The organism is Flavobacterium procerum (genome assembly GCF_042431625.1).
Taxonomy (GTDB): Bacteria; Bacteroidota; Bacteroidia; order Flavobacteriales; family Flavobacteriaceae; genus Flavobacterium; species Flavobacterium procerum.
This window is the reverse complement of sequence record NZ_JBHLYW010000033.1, coordinates 1-16059: the sequence shown is the minus strand read 5'-3', so window position 1 is coordinate 16059 and position 16059 is coordinate 1. Positions and strand designations below refer to the sequence as shown.

Genomic DNA, 16059 nt, shown 5'->3' with positions numbered 1-16059 from the left:
CGCTATTAGTACATCATAAAAGCCCGTCACAAATTAATCTAATTAATTGTGACGGGCTTTCAATTTTTGCCAATATCTCGATTTTTTGAATGAATCTTATTAATTGATTATTTTGATGGGTTTGTATTGTGTATTTTTTAATGTATTTTAAAATTTTATGCTTTTTGTTGTGTAGAATTAACATATTTTATTTTAATAATATTTTTTTTAATCTGTTTTTGGTGAAAAAACTCAATAAGAGGATAATATAATACAGGTTTCGGATAAATTGTTGGCTTTCTTGAGATTGGTTATCATTTAACTTTACAAGTGTTTAAAGTACACGATTGATATTTTGTGTAGTAAACAAGTATTTTTTAACCAAACAAAAACCAAAAAACCAAAAAAGCTATGAATTTTACTAACCATTCAGTATTGCAAAATTTGGGAAACAAATTGTTAAAGAAAAAACTGGGATTTATCGTCATTTTTCTCTTAACATTTTTTACTTCCGTTGCACAAACAAAGATTCAAGGTTCTATAAAAGATATTCATGGAGTTCCGATTTCAGGAGTATCAATTATGGAAAAGAATACATCTAATAATGGTGTATTGTCAGATTTTGATGGTAACTTTCAAATGACGCTTCAAAAGCCAAATTCCAAATTAGTTGTTTCTTATGTCGGATTTATATCCCAAGAAGTTACAATTTCGGGGAATAAGGTAGATGTAGTGCTTATCGAAAATGTAGAGCAATTATCCGATGTTGTTGTAGTTGGATACGGTACTCAAAAAAAATCAAGAGTTACAAGTGCTATTGCTAGTGTCAAAGAAAAAGATTTTACAAAAGGAGCAATTAGAGACGCTTCTGATCTTATAAGAGGTAAAGTTGCGGGTTTGTCCATTAATAATGGTTCTGGAGATCCTTCAGCGGCTCCTAATATTTCTTTACGTGGAGTTTCTACTTTACAAGGTGGAGTTGGGCCTCTGGTATTAATTAATGGTGTTCCGGGAAGCATTAATACCGTTGCCCCAAGTGAAATTGCTTCTATAGATGTTTTAAAAGATGCTTCTGCGGCCGCTATTTACGGAACAAGAGGAGCTAATGGGGTAATTCTGATTACTACAAAAACGGTAAACAAAGATATGCCGTCGACCATTACATATACCGGATTTACAACGGTTTCTAGTTTTGCAAATAAAGCTAAATTTTTGGATGCCGGCCAACAAAGAAATTTACGTTCCCAAGGACACACGATTCCTTTTGCAGATGGTGGTGCCAGTACAGATTGGTTAAAAGAAATATCTGGTAACGGATTTGCACAAAATCACAATTTAGCTTTTAAAGGAGGAAATGCAAAGACCAACTATATAGTAAATCTTAATTATGTAGATCAAACAGGAGTTTTTACAAATACATTTAATGAAGAATATCGATTTTCTTTTGATGTCAATCATGCGATGTTCAATGACAAGTTGAGGGTTAATTTAGGTTTGCTGAATGGTACACGAAACATGGGACTTGATGAAGTAATTGCTGGGTACGCCTACAGACAAGCCATGATTAGAAATCCTACTGCTCCTGTATATAATCCAGATGGTACCTATAATGAAGATCCTGCAAAGTTTCAATATTACAATCCTGTAGCTATTATGAACGAAACTATACAAGATAGGAAAGATACATGGCAAAGATTTACAGCCAATTTAACACTGGATTTATTACCAGGATGGGACGTAGGAGCAATGTTTGCGAAAAATAAGAATACAGGTCTTAAAGGCTATGCTGAAACTAAAAAGCATTATTCAAATACGATTAATAAACGAAATGGAGTAGCCTCAAAAGAAACCGGAGATACAGATAACGATTTTATAGAATTAACATCTAAATACCATAAAAGTTTCGATAAGCACGAGTTTACCGTATTGGGCGGTTATAGCTATCAATATACTGTAAATGAAGGATTTTCAGCTTCAAATTATGACTTTCCAACAGATTCGTTCTCTTATAATAATTTAGGATCCGGTAATGCTTTAACTGATGGAAAAGCAAGTATGGCTAGTTATAAGAATGATAATAAGTTGATCGGATTTTTTGGAAGAGTCAACTATGATTTTAATAATAAGTATGATCTTTTAGTCAGTATTAGAAGAGAAGGTTCTTCAAAGTTCGGAGCAAACTATCAATGGGGTAATTTCCCAGCGGTTTCAGCAGGATGGACTATAAATAGAGAGTCTTTTCTACAAGATGTTTCGGCTATAAATAACTTAAAAATAAGAGCAGGTTATGGAGTAACGGGAGTAATTCCTAGAGACTCTTATATGTCTAAAACATTGTATATATATGATGGCTATTTCTTTAATGATGGACAATGGATAAAGGGATTGGTTCCCGATAGTAATCCTAACCCAGATTTGCGTTGGGAGAAAACGACTGAGGTCAATGTAGGTCTTGATTTTGCATTTTTAAACAATAGAATTACAGGAAGTTTTGATGTGTACAACAAAAAAACAATTGATATGTTGTGGAATTACAAGGTACCAACTCCTCCTTATTTAGATGAAAATATTGTTGCTAATGTTGGGCAAATGGAAAATAAAGGATTTGAATTGCTTCTTAATACGATTCCTATTAAAACACAAAATTTTGTTTGGAATTCTTCTATGACTTTTTCACACAATAAAAACAAGTTGACAAGTCTTTCTAATGATTTATATAAGATTGAAGGAGATTATATAAATGTTGGAAACACTGGAGACCCGATTTCGTTTACGACACATAGGCTAGAAGTTGGTCAGTCCATTGGTAATTTCTGGGGATTAAAATCGGTAGACATTACAAACGATGGAAAATGGATTGTTGAATTGCCAGATGGTACAAGACAAACGCTTACTACTGCTATGTATAACGATAATAACAAGCAGTATTTAGGAAATGGTATACCGCAATATTATGCAGGATGGACCAATACTTTTTCGTACAAAAAGTTTGATTTGAGCGTGGTGATGACTGGTGCTTTTGATTTTCAAATATTAAACTCACAGCGTATGTTTTATGAGAATCCGACAATTGCTTACAATATGTTAGATACTGCATACGATAAAGTTTATGATAAAGCGGTATTAAATTACAATCAGACCTATGTAAGTTATTATATCGAGCAAGGAGATTATGTAAAGATTGACAACATTACATTGTCTTATAATTTTGACGTTAAGCCATTTAAAGTCGTAAATGCGATGCGTTTGTATGTTTCTGCTAATAATCTAGCCACATTTACAAAATACAAAGGTTTAGATCCAGAAATAAAAAGAGAAGACCCTTTGACTCAAGGAATGGATAATAGAGATAAATATCCGTCTACGAGAGCTTTTACTTTAGGTTTAAATGTAACTTTTTAAATTGAATCAAAATGAAGAATAAAAATATAATATATAAATTCCTTGTTTCTGGAATATTTCTTTTCGGAACAGGATGTACAAATTTAGATGAGACTGTTTATGACAAAGTTGTTGCGGAAGAAACTAAATTTACTGCAGAAGATTTAAATAGTATTGTTGCTCCGGCTTACAACTCGTTTAGACAAATTTATGCAGATTGGGATGCTGCTTTTAACTTATACGAAGATTCATCAGATTTAATGGTAACACCACAAAGAAATGGTATAGGTTGGGGAGATTATTACATTACAATGCACCTGCATACTTATGAGGCTGCGCTTCCTCACGCAGAGGGAAATTGGAATTACTTGTTTAATGGGGTCAATAATGTCAATAAAGCTATTTTTCAGATTGAGCAAATACCAGATCTTGAAAATAAAGAAACTGTTTTTCAGGAATTAAAAGCACTACGAGCGATTTATTATTATTTGTTGCTAGATAATTTTAGAAATGTTCCAATTGTAACGAAATATGATTTTCCGAAAGGATATTTGCCTACACAGAATACAGGCAAAGAAGTATATGATTTTGTAGAAAGTGAACTGAAAGCAGCTTTGCCTTATTTAAGTGATAAAAATAGTCCGGCTACTTATGGAAAAATTACAACCTGGGCTGTTAAAATGACTTTAGCTAAATTATACTTAAACGCTGAGGTGTACATAGGAACACCAAAATGGACAGAAGCTTTGGCAGAAGTCAATGATGTAATAAACAGCGGTTTATTTAGCTTAAATAGTAACTACTTGGATAATTTCAAAATAAAGAATGAAACTTCGCCAGAAGAAATATTATCTATTCCTTTTGATGAGGTTAAAGCGCGTGGAACAAGTTGGCCTTTTAGAACATTAGCAGCTCCAAGTCAGGCGACTTACGAGTTGTCAGGAGGACCTTGGAATGGAACTGGCGGTATCCCTCAATTTATAGATACCTACGATCCAGATGATCAAAGATTAAAAGATTGTTGGCTAGGAGGCAGACAATATACCAGTAAAGGTGATCCATTAATGGTAGACGGTAAACAATTTGAATATATTAACTATATGACGAATGTAAATGGATGCGAACCAAACGAAGGGTATAGAATGGTTAAATATGAAATAGGTACAGGCGAAATAGCTCAAACCAGTAATGATGTCCCATTTTACAGATTAGCTGATGCACTTATGATTAAGGCAGAATGTTTGCTGAGAATGGGAGATGCCAGCGGAGCCGCTCTAATTGTTACCGAAATTAGACAAAGAAACTTTAAGAACACTAATCCGGCTAAAGCAACTGTTACTGGAGCAAAACTTTTAGGAGGAAGCGTTTATAAATACGGAACCTATGAAGCTGGAGCAATTACAAATTTAGAAGGTGGAGCTGATATTCAATATGGTGGTTTTCTAGACGAGTTAGCTTGGGAATTTGTTGGTGAAGCTCATAGAAAACAAGATCTAATACGATTTGGAGTATATTCAACAAAATCTTGGTTTACAAATAAAGCCAATCCTCAGGGAGCTTTTAGAGCTATTCTTCCGATACCACAGGTTCAATTAGAAAGAAATAGTAATCTAAAACAAAACCCAGGTTACATTCAATAGGGGATATACAATAATTTGAATTTTGTAGATTCGATAGGAAGCAGATTGTTTTTTGCTTCCTATCATTTTAGTATCATTCAAAAAGGATATTTTCTTTAAATTATATTCATTGTTAGATTCGTTTTTTTATCTTTAGTATCAATGATTATCCAATAATAAATACTATTTGATTATGGAAATTAAAGTTCACAATTTACAAAACGGACAGGTTAGAGTCGAGAGATTTCTTCCTGAGAATGAAAACAATAACTTTTATGCATTTTCCTATACCGGAATTGCAAAACCAGTTAAATGTAAGGTCTGGCTTCCTGTATCAAGTTATTTGATAGAACATCCAAAAGGTGTAGTTTTAATTGATCAAATGTGTCATGCAGAAATAAATCAGATAAAACGTGATAAAAGTGAACTTAGTTTTTTTCAAAATCTTATAAATAAACCCTTTTTCGAGCTTGAGGATATTATTTGCGAAAAGCTCGCAAAAGTAGGTTATAAAACAGACGATATAGATTATTTGATACCAAGTGATCTTCCGTCAGATTATTCAAGAGGATTAAAATATCTCAAGAATGCAAAAAAAATCATGGTAAGCGATCTTCAATGGAATGCTGAGTCTGTAGAAAAACCTAAAAGTTTTGCAACGGAAATTCAAAATGATTTAAATTTTAAAAAATATAGTTTTTCAAAAACAGGAATTGGTCCACAAGGTTTGTCTTATGATTTATTTGGAGACAATACGGTTGTTTTGGTAAGTACGCCAGAATATAGTTCAGGAGCAGTAACTGCAATTATTAAAAATGGTAATTGATTTAGAATTAAAATCAGATTATGTTCAGGCATTTTTAGTAACAGAACTATTTAGGAAAGCAAAGGTTTTAATCGGTTTTGGAGTCGTGTTTTTATTGCCGTTCATTCCTAAATTTATAAAAAAAATGAAAATGAGATGTTGGTCTCTTTAATCATTATCATTTTTGATAAAAGATAGTTTGTAAATCAATCTTAAATGTTTTGATTAAAATGTTTTAGGATTTTTTTTGGAGAGCTAATGACTTCTCTTTGAAGAGCATCAAACCATTCGACTTCTTTACTAACTTCTGCACAACACTCATTTTTTGAGTTAAAAAAGGAGCTTTTTATATAAATTTTGTCTTTTACAGAACAATGCGTCATTACAACGAAAAAATATTCTGTAAACATCAAATTTTTGTAGCATACTAATTCGTGTTTTCCTTCCTGCAAATCTAAATTCATTGAATTGAGTTTTTCTTTTGAAAATCCATTAGAGAATAAAAAATGATACAATAATCGAAGTGTGTACGAAATGTATGCGGAATCTTCCATTACCATAAAATCATTAACATCTTCTCCGGAAACAATGTAATTTCTGTAGGTCATTTTAATTTGAATTAAGTTTGAAAAAAAGAGGCCGCACTAAGTAGTCGTAACGGCCTCCAAAACATTGTGTTCTAATAATCACCCAAATCAAAAGGAGTTCATTCAGAAGATACTATCTGTTGAAGATTTTATGATCTGAAGCCATCTATTGTCTAGAAAAGATTATTTAAGCAATAAAAAAATGTAATTAACCTTTATTTTGTCAGCAATTTTCTTTCGGACAAGTTTTGGTATTTCAATCCCAAAATCTTCTGGTTTTGCTTCAAATGCACCAACAGCATTCACTCCATTTGGAGCTTTAGAAATCTTTATAGTCACCACAACAGGATTTGTTTTTCCGTGAATGGTAAGATCTCCTTTTAAAGTAAAATTTTTAGGTGTATCTGTAATTTTTGCTATATCAAAATCTTCTATTCGGCCTTTAAAAACGGCTTTCGAATATTTTTCAGATTCCATATAATTTTCATTAAAGTGTTCTTCCATAAGCGCAACTTTAAATCGAAAACCTTTGATCAAAACCAAACTTGCAAAATCTCCTGTTGCCTGATCCAATACTGCCGATGCCGACTTGTTTTCTGCTGCAACCTCTTCATAAGAAGGCATAGAGGCTTGAAACTTTACATTCCCTGTTTTTGTAATCAGTTTTTGTGCAAAACCATTCGTATTGGCAACAATAAGCAGCAATAAGGTGAGTAAATGAATAAATGACTTTTTCATGATTAATTAGTTTTCTTTTAGTCCGTCAGTATTCCATTTTACAATTAAATCAATACTTGCCTGAGCCATTCTACCGCCTTGAGGCATAAGTCCTTGCTGGCCGTTCTGCAGCTGAATTCTGTTTAGCAATCCGGCGCTTTCAACCGCAGCTTTTACCTGTGCAAAAGTGGTAAGCGGTCTAAAAGCGGCAGATCTTCCGCTAGCATGACAGCCTATACAGTTCGCATCAATAATAGATTTGACATCCTTATTGTATGTAATTGCTGTTGGCGTTGTCGGATTGGTCGGATCAGTTGGATTCGTTGGGTCTGTCGGGTTTGTCGGAGCATTTGGTTGTGGTTCGATATCCTGATATGTATCAGAATCACTACAGCTTGCTAATGAGACCAATAAAATTGTAAGTGCGATTGTTTTTTTCATGATTTTTATGTGTTTGTCGTTATTAAAATACTCTGTATAGGTTAAATCCGAAGAAGAAATCTCCTTTACCCCAGTCACCAGCAGCATTGGTAAGATATCCGCTCTCGCTCATAGACTGCGAATTGGTAAAGATTAGTTGAAATACGTGTCCGCCAGTTTCGACATCTAAACCTACAGACAACGGATTTTTGTAGAAATCAGGTTTATCGAAATTGTGCATGTACTCTAAATTCACTGATAATCGTTTCGTTATTTTATAGCGTCCGCCACCGCCAAAAGAAAATTGATTGTCTTTTTCTATATCAGGATTGTATAGGTTTTTATGAATAAAAGATGGCACTAATTCGATTGATAATTTTTCACTCACTTTTCTGGATACTAGAATCTGCTGTACATACGCCATACGATGTTTAAATTCTAAGCCAGGATATTGTTCTTTTTCTAAAAATGTATTTATATCGGCAACACTATACCCAACAATGTCAAGAGGAAAATTATCGTTTTGTCTTGCTACACGGTATTTTAATCCGGTTTCGTACATTTTGTTTAATGTGTGTCTCGAAAGGCTCACAGACAACCAATCTGTTACGCCATAAATACCACCAAGTTTTGTTGTAGCATTATCAAGTCCAAAAAAACTGTCAAGACCATCTTTGACTGTTCCAAAACGGTGTGAGACTACAAAATAGAATTCTTTTTTTGCAGGCATTTTTGTTGTTTGTAAGGTTACCAGCTGTAAGGCCTTAAAAGTGGCTGTCGAATAATTTTTTTCTGTCTGAGTAGAATCTAAACTCTTGAGCAAATCATCCTGAGAGTAAGCCATTGTAGCTAAAAAAAGGCAGATTGGAACTAAAAATTTCTTCATAATTAATTATTTGTTTTGTTTGTTTATTAATGTGCACTGATCGATTTTGACTTCCATAAATAATTCGTCATATCCAATACATTTTCCTTTGATTGTCATATTGTTATCAATCAATTTGTCGTTTATTTTTTCTTTGAAAAGACAGAAAACAGTATTTTCAAGTATGATTACAGAATCGGATTCTTTAGTTACTTTTCCTGTTATTTCAATGGTTTTGTTGAGATATAATGAATCTGCTTTTTTAGGATCTGTACTGTAATTTTGGACTAATTTGGATGCAGAGATAGCATATTCGGGTGTTTCTGATTCGATATTTCGGGCTTCTTTAAATAGGACTCCATAATACAAATAGATTCCTGCTGAAACCAGTATTAGTAAGCTTGCAACTAGAACTGCTGTTTTTTTTCTTTTCATTTTTTTCTTTTGATTGTGTTCAATTGTTAAACAGCTTTGATGCAGATTACCCTACCAAAAAATTGCTATTTTCTAAAAAAAAAATGTAAAAAGATGAATAAGAGTCTTTTAAACTCTTGAAAAAAATGTAATAGAAGACTGATTATTTGATGTTTGGATAATTTGACTTACTCCAAGGTTTTCAAAACCTTGGAGGTATTATTTCTGCACCTTCAGAATATCTACAAGGTCAAAAAAAAGACCTTACAGGAAAGTCTAACGGATTTAAGGATAAATAATAAGTGAACTTAAATTAGAAAGAAACTCTAAAGCTCACGTTTGGGGTTCTTTGTAAAGAAAAAGTGTCGACTTCTTCTATCGAATTTGTTAACGAACTAATTCTGTAATATTCGCTGATTTCATTTCTTCGGTTTAGGATATTTAAGATTGAAATGCCTAATTTGTACTGAATTCCATCTGCGGTTTCCCATTTGTAGGTTGAAGAAAGATTGACCTGCGAAAAAATATTCAGATTGCTGTCGTTAGGTCTATTGTACACTAATACAGGGTTTGTAAGGTCAATTCGGGATACATCTGGCGATGTTTTTGGTCTTCCTGAAGACCATTTTGTGCCTAAAGCGATTTTGAAATTGTTTTTCTCATAGATTCCTGCCCACGATAAAGTATGGGTCAGTTCAAAATTATTGGGGAAAACTGGATATTCGTAATTTGGAAAATGATAGTTGTTTTCATTGTAAGTGTAACTGAACCAAGTTAAGAAATGATTTATTTTTTTCTGAACCAGCATTTCTGTTCCCCAGATTTCATAATCGCCTGTGGTGCGAACAAATTCCAACTGATTCTGAAAACCCTGGCTTGAAGTCGTGATTCCTTTAACTTTCTTATAAAAATTTTCAACGTCCAAAAGCCAATCATTTTTTTTGTAGAATAAATTTAAAGACAGCTGTCTGCTTTTCTGAATCGGAATTGTAGTGTTGTTTGAAACAATCCAACGTCTTTTTTCGATACCAAAATAATCTTTCTGCAGATCAATAATCTGTTGAGTATTCTGGCTTTTGAGTTCGCCCAGCAATTCGAGATTCATGCTTTTGCTAATGCCGTAGCAAAACTGAAATCGAGGTTCTGCTATGTATTTTTTGAATTTTTCGATATAGTTAATGCGTATTCCAGTCTTAAGATATATTCTGGAAATTGTGTCATTATACTTTCCCTCTAGAATTAAAGCGTGAGTTCTTAGTACATCTTTTATTTTACGATAAAAATCAGGATTGGTTACCTGCTCAAAATTAGTAATACCAATTTCATTAAACTGATAGCCGTTATTAAAACTAAATTTAGGACTTAAGATATGATTATTCTCTAAATTGATTCCGTTATTGTTTACCGTGTTTTCCTGAACAACAATTTGGTTTACGTAAGTTGTTTTTTGATTGCCTAAAAGTTCGTACGTAGAATTGTAAACGTTTATTTTGGTAGTGTTGAAGCTATTCCAGTTTCTTTTCCAAGACAAATTTCCGCCATAATTCTGTTGGCGTAAAATATTGTTTTCAGATATGTTTATGTCATAAAAAGATGCGCTTTGAAAAACTTCTAGATTGTCTTTTATGGTAATTAAATCGAGTACAATTTGATCTTTAAGGCCTATTTTCTGAGCATATTTTAGCGTTGCATCGTAAAATCCGAATTTTTTGTCACTTTGATAATCGACATTTTGATTCTGCGAAAAATCAGTAATAGTGGTATTTTGAAATACTTTATTGAAATATTCTTTATAAGTAGGAGTTTCTACATAATCAGTAATCGATTTACGAGCCGAGATTTCGATATAACTTTTTTCAGAAAGATTATACTTGGCATAGACATCAGCATTAATCATATTTATTCCTGCGCTGAAGGAGTTTTTTTCTTCCGTTTCTGGAGTAGAAGAAATCGCTACAACACTTGACACACTTTCGCCGTAAAAGGCAGAACTTCCGTTTTTATAAATCGAAATTGTATGGGCTAAATTGGGGTTGAAAACCGAAATTAAACCAAAAAAATGTCCCGTTTGAAACATTCGGATTCCATTCCACAAAAACAAATTCTGGTCATGTGTGCCTCCGCGAACGTTAATGCTCGATACACTTTCGTCCAGACTGTTCACGCCTGGAACCTGTTGCATAGTCTGCAAAGCATCGGGTTCAATAAGTCCGGGCAGAATACCAAATTTCTTTGGTTTAATAACAAGTGAACCGTCTGTGTTTTTAGAAATCCCCGAAGCTAGAATAGCATTGGCTTTAATCTCTTGAAGTTCTGTAATTTCAGGTTCCAAGAAAATTTGAATACAATTTTTAGAGTCTGTATTGCCCGCTGTAATTCTTTTCGAAGTAAAACCAACGTGGCTGATTATAAAGGTGTTTTTTTCTTGTTTACTAAACTCAAAATATCCTTCTGAATCAGTTTCAATATGAGTTTTATCAGGGAAGCTGATATTGGCATTTTCAATAGGTTTTTTATCTAAGACAGAAAAAACATAGCCACAGATGAGATTAGAAACCTTGTCTTTTTTATAAATATTAATGAATTTGTTTCCGATATTTTCGAAAGACAAATTAGTTTTTTTGGAGAGATATTCGAGTTTCTGTTCCAAAGAAAGTGATTTCTTAGGAGGATTTAATTCCAGATTGGCAATATTGTCTTCGGTATAATTAAAACTAACCCCATGCTGTTTTTCAATCTCAAGTATTATTTTCTTAAAGGGCATAACTTTTCCTTTATCCTGAGCAGATAGATTCAGAATAAAGAAAAGAAAAAACAAAAAATGAAATAATCTGGGGCGCAGCATTTATTTTTCGTCAAAAATTATTGTATTATTGGATACTTTTTTCGCTTCTAAATGATAGGTTGTACTGATAATCTGCAAAGCTGTATTTAAGTCTTTTGCGGGTAATTTTCCTGTAAATAATGAGATAGTGTCTTTGGAATTTAATTCAATTTTGATGTTGTACTGTCTTTCTACTTCATCCAAAAGGCTTCGTATATTTTCCTGATAAAAAGATATTTGATTGTCCATCCATTCGGGTTTCAATGAATTTACAGTTGTTTTAATTTGTTTTCCGTTTTCAAAACGAACACTTTGTCCGTGAGTTAACAGAATCTGCGTGTTGGCATAATTTACTTTTACGCGTCCTTCGTAACACACTACATCAAATCTGTTTTTTCTGGTTTTAACATTAAACTGTGTTCCTAAAACCGTTACTTTTCCAAGATGAGTCTCCACTTCAAATTTTCTTCCTTTTGCTACTCTGAAATAAGCTTCGCCTTTTAATTCAAGATGTCTATTGTTGCTCCAATTCCATTTTTTATAGTTTATTTCAGAACCTGAATTCAAAACGACCTCAGAATTATCAGGTAATGAAAAGGTTGTCTTTTGACCAAAATCTGCAGTTTCTGTTTGAGGCACAAAAACTTTCATAGCAAATGTAATTCCGAGAGCCAGAACAAATATGGCAGCGGCTCTAAACGCCCACTTTTTGTAAAGTGGTACTACTTTAGGTGTCGATTTTTTCTGACTCAGTATATTAGATAACATAGCATTTTCATCCCAATCATCTGTCTCCAGGTGAGAGGTATATTCTTTTATTTTTTTATATTTTTCAAAATCGGGACTTGCCTCAAATGCTGCTAATTCATCAGGAGATAAATCATCGTTGAGCCATTTTGCTAATAAGCGATTTTTCTTCATTTTATCGTATTATTTAATTAAAACAATTAGAACTAAATTTACCCTACTTTTTATAAATCAATTTCTTTACGTAAGCTTAACAGAGCCAAATGGATGCGTTTTTCAACTGCTTTTACGCTGATATTCAATTCTAAAGCAATTTCGCTGTACTTTTTGCCATCAATTCGATGCATTAAAAAGGCTGTACGCTGTTTTTCGTTTAAGTTTTCGATGGCTTTTAAAAGTTTAGCCTGAAATTGTTTTTCCTCCAAAAGATATTCTGGATTTTCATTTGTCTTGTCTAAACCAGTAAAGTTTTTTTCATATTTCAAAACTACTTTCTGATGTGCAATTTGATTGAGACTACTGTTATTGGCAATAGTATAGATATATGATTTTGCTTTTTCTAAAGGTACAGAAGCACAGTTTTGCCAAAGTTTTACAAATGCTTCCTGAGCAACATCTTCGGCCTGTTCTGTATTTCCAAATTTGTACAAAAGAAAATTTCGAAGTGCTTTTATATGACTTTTGAAGAAAGACGAAAAAATGATTTCATCACAAGTATTAGATTGGTTTTTATCTGGCATTTAGGTTTTCAATTTGTCAGCGCAAAAGTATTTGTTTTTAATTGAAGTAGGGTAAAAGTAAAGATGATTGTTTTACAGATGGATAAAATGCTATTGGTTTTTGATAATTTAGTATAGAAGAAAATTATGAAAGGCTTTACTGGCAGTTTATTAAAAAACAGTTTCTTTTAAAATTTATTACTTTTGTAAAAACATCAATATGTTCCTTTTGAAAAAATATTTATCAAGTGCAGTTTTCATGCTATTACTCATTTCATGCCAACAGGAAATAGATGAGGAAATCAATAGTAATCCGGGAACAATTACAAATGTTTCTCCGCTTACCAGTTATCTGCAAAGAGTCGCAATGGTAAGAACCGTACAGGATAACATGATTGACGGATCGAGTTATTGCACCATACAACTTCCTTATACCGTTACTGTAAATAATGAGCAAATTGCAATCAATACTTCTGCCGATTATCAAAAAGTATTAGATAACATCAATGCAAGTGCTTATGATGATGATATTGTGAAAATAGATTTTCCTGTAACAATGGTTTACTATAATTATATCGAACAATTGATTCCGAATCAGGCCGATTTCGATTCCTTAATTGCTTACTGGAATCTTTATCCCGATCTTTTATCCAAAATTAATGGACTGAATATTAATTATCCCATAACGATTACTATTTACAACAGCGTAAATCAGACTGCAAGCTCCCAATCGATAATAAGCGATGAGGCGTTTTTTAATTTTATCAAAAATTTAAATGACAGTCAGTATATTTCTTTAAAATATCCTATTACAATTACAGATTACAATAATCTGACAAAATCGATTACCAATAATTTGGAGTTCGAAAACGCCATTAAATATGCAATAGACTATTGTCCAGAAAACAATATTGTAGCACTTGATTTTGAAGAAACCATAACAAAAGGGACTTGGGAAATACCTTATTTTTATGACGGTTCTATAAAAACTACAAATTACAGTGGGTACGCATTTGTTTTTAAAGCCGACAAATCGGTGGTTGCCAGCAAAGGCACATTTTCAGAAACAGGACAATGGGAAAGTACAGTGCAAAATGGTGTTAGGGAAGTACAGCTAAATTTCAGTTCAGAATTGCTTAAAAAATTGAATTATAATTGGAAGTTGTTTGAGTTCAACAATTCCCAGATAAGATTGCGAGACGTAAGTACTGCGACTAATTATCTGTATTTTCAGAAACAAAATTAATTAATGTTTTCTTTTACTTTTTAACCAACTTAAAAATCCCGTAATGGATATACAAACAAGAATGGGATATTTATGCGGTTTGACTGAAAACCGGTGATTTGCCTATTGTATTAGCAATATCGAAGCATCAGGACTTTTACATACTATTTAGATGTCATAAAGATTTCTTTATCGAAAGAATTGAGAGTAAAAGATGTTCGTATGAATTCTATTTTGGTAGACTATATAGAAACAGATGGCGTGGCAAGAGAGAGAAGTTTATATCATATATTATGTGGTGTTTAAGTTTTTTATTAATCCAAACAAATCAACTATGATGATCTGTCAGAGAAATGGCAGAAAAGAGCTGGTGAATTAAAAAAGGATAATTAGATTTAAAAATATAAGTAAGAAGTAAACCGATAGTTTTTTTTGAGAACTATCGGTTTTTATTTTAGTATACCTATATATAAGGAGTAACTTCTCTTTCCACCCGACAGTTTCTAAAACCAGTCGGGTTTGTTTTTTTGTTGCATATATAATAAGTATAGCGCGCTTTGTAGTTTGAGCATGATTATCTTTGTTTTTTTAAGGAGCCGTTTCCCGCTATGCGCTTCAATCTTTTGTGCCGAACCCCGGCACAAAAGGATTTCCGCTCCTATCGGGGCTAGGGGCGTTTTCGGGAGAAGCTTATCGAATGGACAGATGAAATGAGGATGAAAAAAGGAAAAGCTTAGCGCCTTAGCGCCTTTGCGAGACTAAAAATTACCAAAAAGCATATTCGAAAGTTTGATTTCTTGGTATAAAAGAGTGCTGCAGACTAAAAATCCGATAAAATCAAAGGGAAAAACGGGCCGATAAATGCTGAAACCACATCAGGAAAAGGAAAAATCCTACGTATGATGAAAAAAGTTGCGGCTGTAAGGAATCCGTTATCAGCGAGTTAAGGAATAATTAAGAAAAAGAGCAAAAAAAGAGTGGTGAAAAGCTTGGATAAGCGGAAAAAGGTGCTACTTTTGCACCCGCAACAGCGAAAGGCGTTCACTGAAATACTGGCAAGCAATGGTAATCGAGACAGAAAAAAAATCTGAAAAAAAGATTGCGAAAAGCTTGCGGGATTCGAAAGAAGCTTTTACATTTGCACCCCGCAAAACACGGAAAGTTCGTTGAAAGATTGGCAGGTTTGAGAAGAGAAGGAAAAGTAAAATTTTCCAAAAAAAAAACTTCAAAAAACATTTGCCGGTTAGAAATAAGTTTTCTACTTTTGCACCCGCTTTGAGAGACAAGCGAAACAAGAAAAAGAAATACACGTTCGTAGACATATTGAATTGACAGCCGTTCCGATGCAAATCGGAACAAAAAGAATAAGAGTAATAGAGTCGCAGGATTCGAGAATAACCACTAGATTGAGCATCGAATATATAATATTAAAATATACGATGAAGAGTTTGATCCTGGCTCAGGATGAACGCTAGCGGCAGGCTTAACACATGCAAGTCGAGGGGTAGAGGCTTTCGGGCCTTGAGACCGGCGCACGGGTGCGTAACGCGTATGCAATCTGCCTTTCACAGAGGGATAGCCCAGAGAAATTTGGATTAATACCTCATAGCATAGCAACTTCGCATGAAGTCGCTATTAAAGTCACAACGGTGAAAGATGAGCATGCGTCCCATTAGCTAGTTGGCAAGGTAACGGCTTACCAAGGCTACGATGGGTAGGGGTCCTGAGAGGGAGATCCCCCACACTGGTACTGAGAC

Annotated in this window: 12 protein-coding genes and 1 rRNA gene; 5 read left to right on the top strand and 8 right to left on the bottom strand. The window is 33.4% G+C overall.

Features of this window, described 5'->3' with window-relative positions; genetic code table 11:
- Nucleotides 1-390: 390 nt before the first annotated feature.
- The 3 genes from ACFFLS_RS25900 to ACFFLS_RS25890 all read left to right on the top strand — a co-directional run bounded on the left by ACFFLS_RS25900 (nt 391) and on the right by ACFFLS_RS25890 (nt 5805).
- Entirely contained in the window at nt 391-3381 is a 2991-nt protein-coding gene (locus ACFFLS_RS25900; protein WP_379682395.1) for a SusC/RagA family TonB-linked outer membrane protein, read from the top strand.
- Between the two features lie 11 nt (nt 3382-3392).
- Nucleotides 3393-5000 (top strand): RagB/SusD family nutrient uptake outer membrane protein, encoded by a 1608-nt coding sequence (locus ACFFLS_RS25895; protein WP_379682394.1) that lies wholly within the window; start codon nt 3393-3395, stop codon nt 4998-5000.
- 172 nt (nt 5001-5172) lie between these two features.
- Nucleotides 5173-5805 carry an MBL fold metallo-hydrolase gene (locus tag ACFFLS_RS25890; RefSeq protein WP_379682393.1) on the top strand — a complete coding sequence of 211 codons (633 nt, stop codon included), beginning with the start codon at nt 5173-5175 and terminating at the stop codon, nt 5803-5805.
- 191 nt (nt 5806-5996) lie between these two features.
- On the opposite strand, the gene ACFFLS_RS25885 is transcribed toward ACFFLS_RS25890, so the two are convergent.
- The 8 genes from ACFFLS_RS25885 to ACFFLS_RS25850 all read right to left on the bottom strand — a co-directional run bounded on the left by ACFFLS_RS25885 (nt 5997) and on the right by ACFFLS_RS25850 (nt 13098).
- Nucleotides 5997-6392: a hypothetical protein gene (locus tag ACFFLS_RS25885; RefSeq protein WP_379682392.1), complete on the bottom strand. Its 396-nt coding sequence runs from the start codon at nt 6390-6392 to the stop codon at nt 5997-5999.
- A 162-nt stretch (nt 6393-6554) separates the two neighbouring features.
- Nucleotides 6555-7109 (bottom strand): YceI family protein, encoded by a 555-nt coding sequence (locus ACFFLS_RS25880; RefSeq protein ID WP_379682391.1) that lies wholly within the window; start codon nt 7107-7109, stop codon nt 6555-6557.
- 6 nt (nt 7110-7115) lie between these two features.
- A complete protein-coding gene (locus ACFFLS_RS25875) occupies nt 7116-7529 on the bottom strand; it encodes a cytochrome c (RefSeq protein WP_379682390.1) in 414 nt (137 codons plus the stop codon).
- Between the two features lie 22 nt (nt 7530-7551).
- On the bottom strand, nt 7552-8394 hold the full coding sequence (locus ACFFLS_RS25870; protein WP_379682389.1) for a DUF5777 family beta-barrel protein: 843 nt from the start codon (nt 8392-8394) through the stop codon (nt 7552-7554).
- A gap of 6 nt (nt 8395-8400) precedes the next feature.
- Nucleotides 8401-8808 carry an OB-fold protein gene (locus ACFFLS_RS25865; protein ID WP_379682388.1) on the bottom strand — a complete coding sequence of 136 codons (408 nt, stop codon included), beginning with the start codon at nt 8806-8808 and terminating at the stop codon, nt 8401-8403.
- A 292-nt stretch (nt 8809-9100) separates the two neighbouring features.
- Nucleotides 9101-11551, bottom strand: coding sequence for a carboxypeptidase-like regulatory domain-containing protein (locus tag ACFFLS_RS25860; RefSeq protein WP_379682387.1), 2451 nt, complete (start codon nt 11549-11551; stop codon nt 9101-9103).
- A gap of 81 nt (nt 11552-11632) precedes the next feature.
- Entirely contained in the window at nt 11633-12532 is a 900-nt protein-coding gene (locus ACFFLS_RS25855; protein WP_379682386.1) for a FecR family protein, read from the bottom strand.
- Nucleotides 12533-12582: 50 nt separating this feature from the next.
- Nucleotides 12583-13098, bottom strand: coding sequence for an RNA polymerase sigma factor (locus tag ACFFLS_RS25850; RefSeq protein ID WP_379682385.1), 516 nt, complete (start codon nt 13096-13098; stop codon nt 12583-12585).
- A gap of 238 nt (nt 13099-13336) precedes the next feature.
- On the opposite strand from ACFFLS_RS25850, the gene ACFFLS_RS25845 reads away from it, so the two are divergent.
- Together ACFFLS_RS25845 and ACFFLS_RS25840 are read left to right on the top strand one after the other, a co-directional pair.
- A complete protein-coding gene (locus ACFFLS_RS25845; protein WP_379689737.1) occupies nt 13337-14323 on the top strand; it encodes a hypothetical protein in 987 nt (328 codons plus the stop codon).
- Between the two features lie 1415 nt (nt 14324-15738).
- Nucleotides 15739-16059, top strand: a 16S ribosomal RNA gene (locus ACFFLS_RS25840); the annotation flags it as partial.

Excerpts from the sequence above, each read along its gene's own strand:
- ACFFLS_RS25860 (WP_379682387.1), bottom strand. The coding sequence starts at position 11,551 with ATGCCCTTTAAGAAAATAATACTTGAGATTGAAAAACAGCATGGGGTT.
- ACFFLS_RS25885 (WP_379682392.1), bottom strand. The coding sequence starts at position 6,392 with ATGACCTACAGAAATTACATTGTTTCCGGAGAAGATGTTAATGATTTT.
- ACFFLS_RS25875 (WP_379682390.1), bottom strand. The coding sequence starts at position 7,529 with ATGAAAAAAACAATCGCACTTACAATTTTATTGGTCTCATTAGCAAGC.
- ACFFLS_RS25870 (WP_379682389.1), bottom strand. The coding sequence starts at position 8,394 with ATGAAGAAATTTTTAGTTCCAATCTGCCTTTTTTTAGCTACAATGGCT.
- ACFFLS_RS25850 (WP_379682385.1), bottom strand. The coding sequence starts at position 13,098 with ATGCCAGATAAAAACCAATCTAATACTTGTGATGAAATCATTTTTTCG.
- ACFFLS_RS25880 (WP_379682391.1), bottom strand. The coding sequence starts at position 7,109 with ATGAAAAAGTCATTTATTCATTTACTCACCTTATTGCTGCTTATTGTT.
- ACFFLS_RS25865 (WP_379682388.1), bottom strand. The coding sequence starts at position 8,808 with ATGAAAAGAAAAAAAACAGCAGTTCTAGTTGCAAGCTTACTAATACTG.
- ACFFLS_RS25890 (WP_379682393.1), top strand. The coding sequence starts at position 5,173 with ATGGAAATTAAAGTTCACAATTTACAAAACGGACAGGTTAGAGTCGAG.
- ACFFLS_RS25895 (WP_379682394.1), top strand. The coding sequence starts at position 3,393 with ATGAAGAATAAAAATATAATATATAAATTCCTTGTTTCTGGAATATTT.
- ACFFLS_RS25900 (WP_379682395.1), top strand. The coding sequence starts at position 391 with ATGAATTTTACTAACCATTCAGTATTGCAAAATTTGGGAAACAAATTG.
- ACFFLS_RS25845 (WP_379689737.1), top strand. The coding sequence starts at position 13,337 with ATGCTATTACTCATTTCATGCCAACAGGAAATAGATGAGGAAATCAAT.
- ACFFLS_RS25855 (WP_379682386.1), bottom strand. The coding sequence starts at position 12,532 with ATGAAGAAAAATCGCTTATTAGCAAAATGGCTCAACGATGATTTATCT.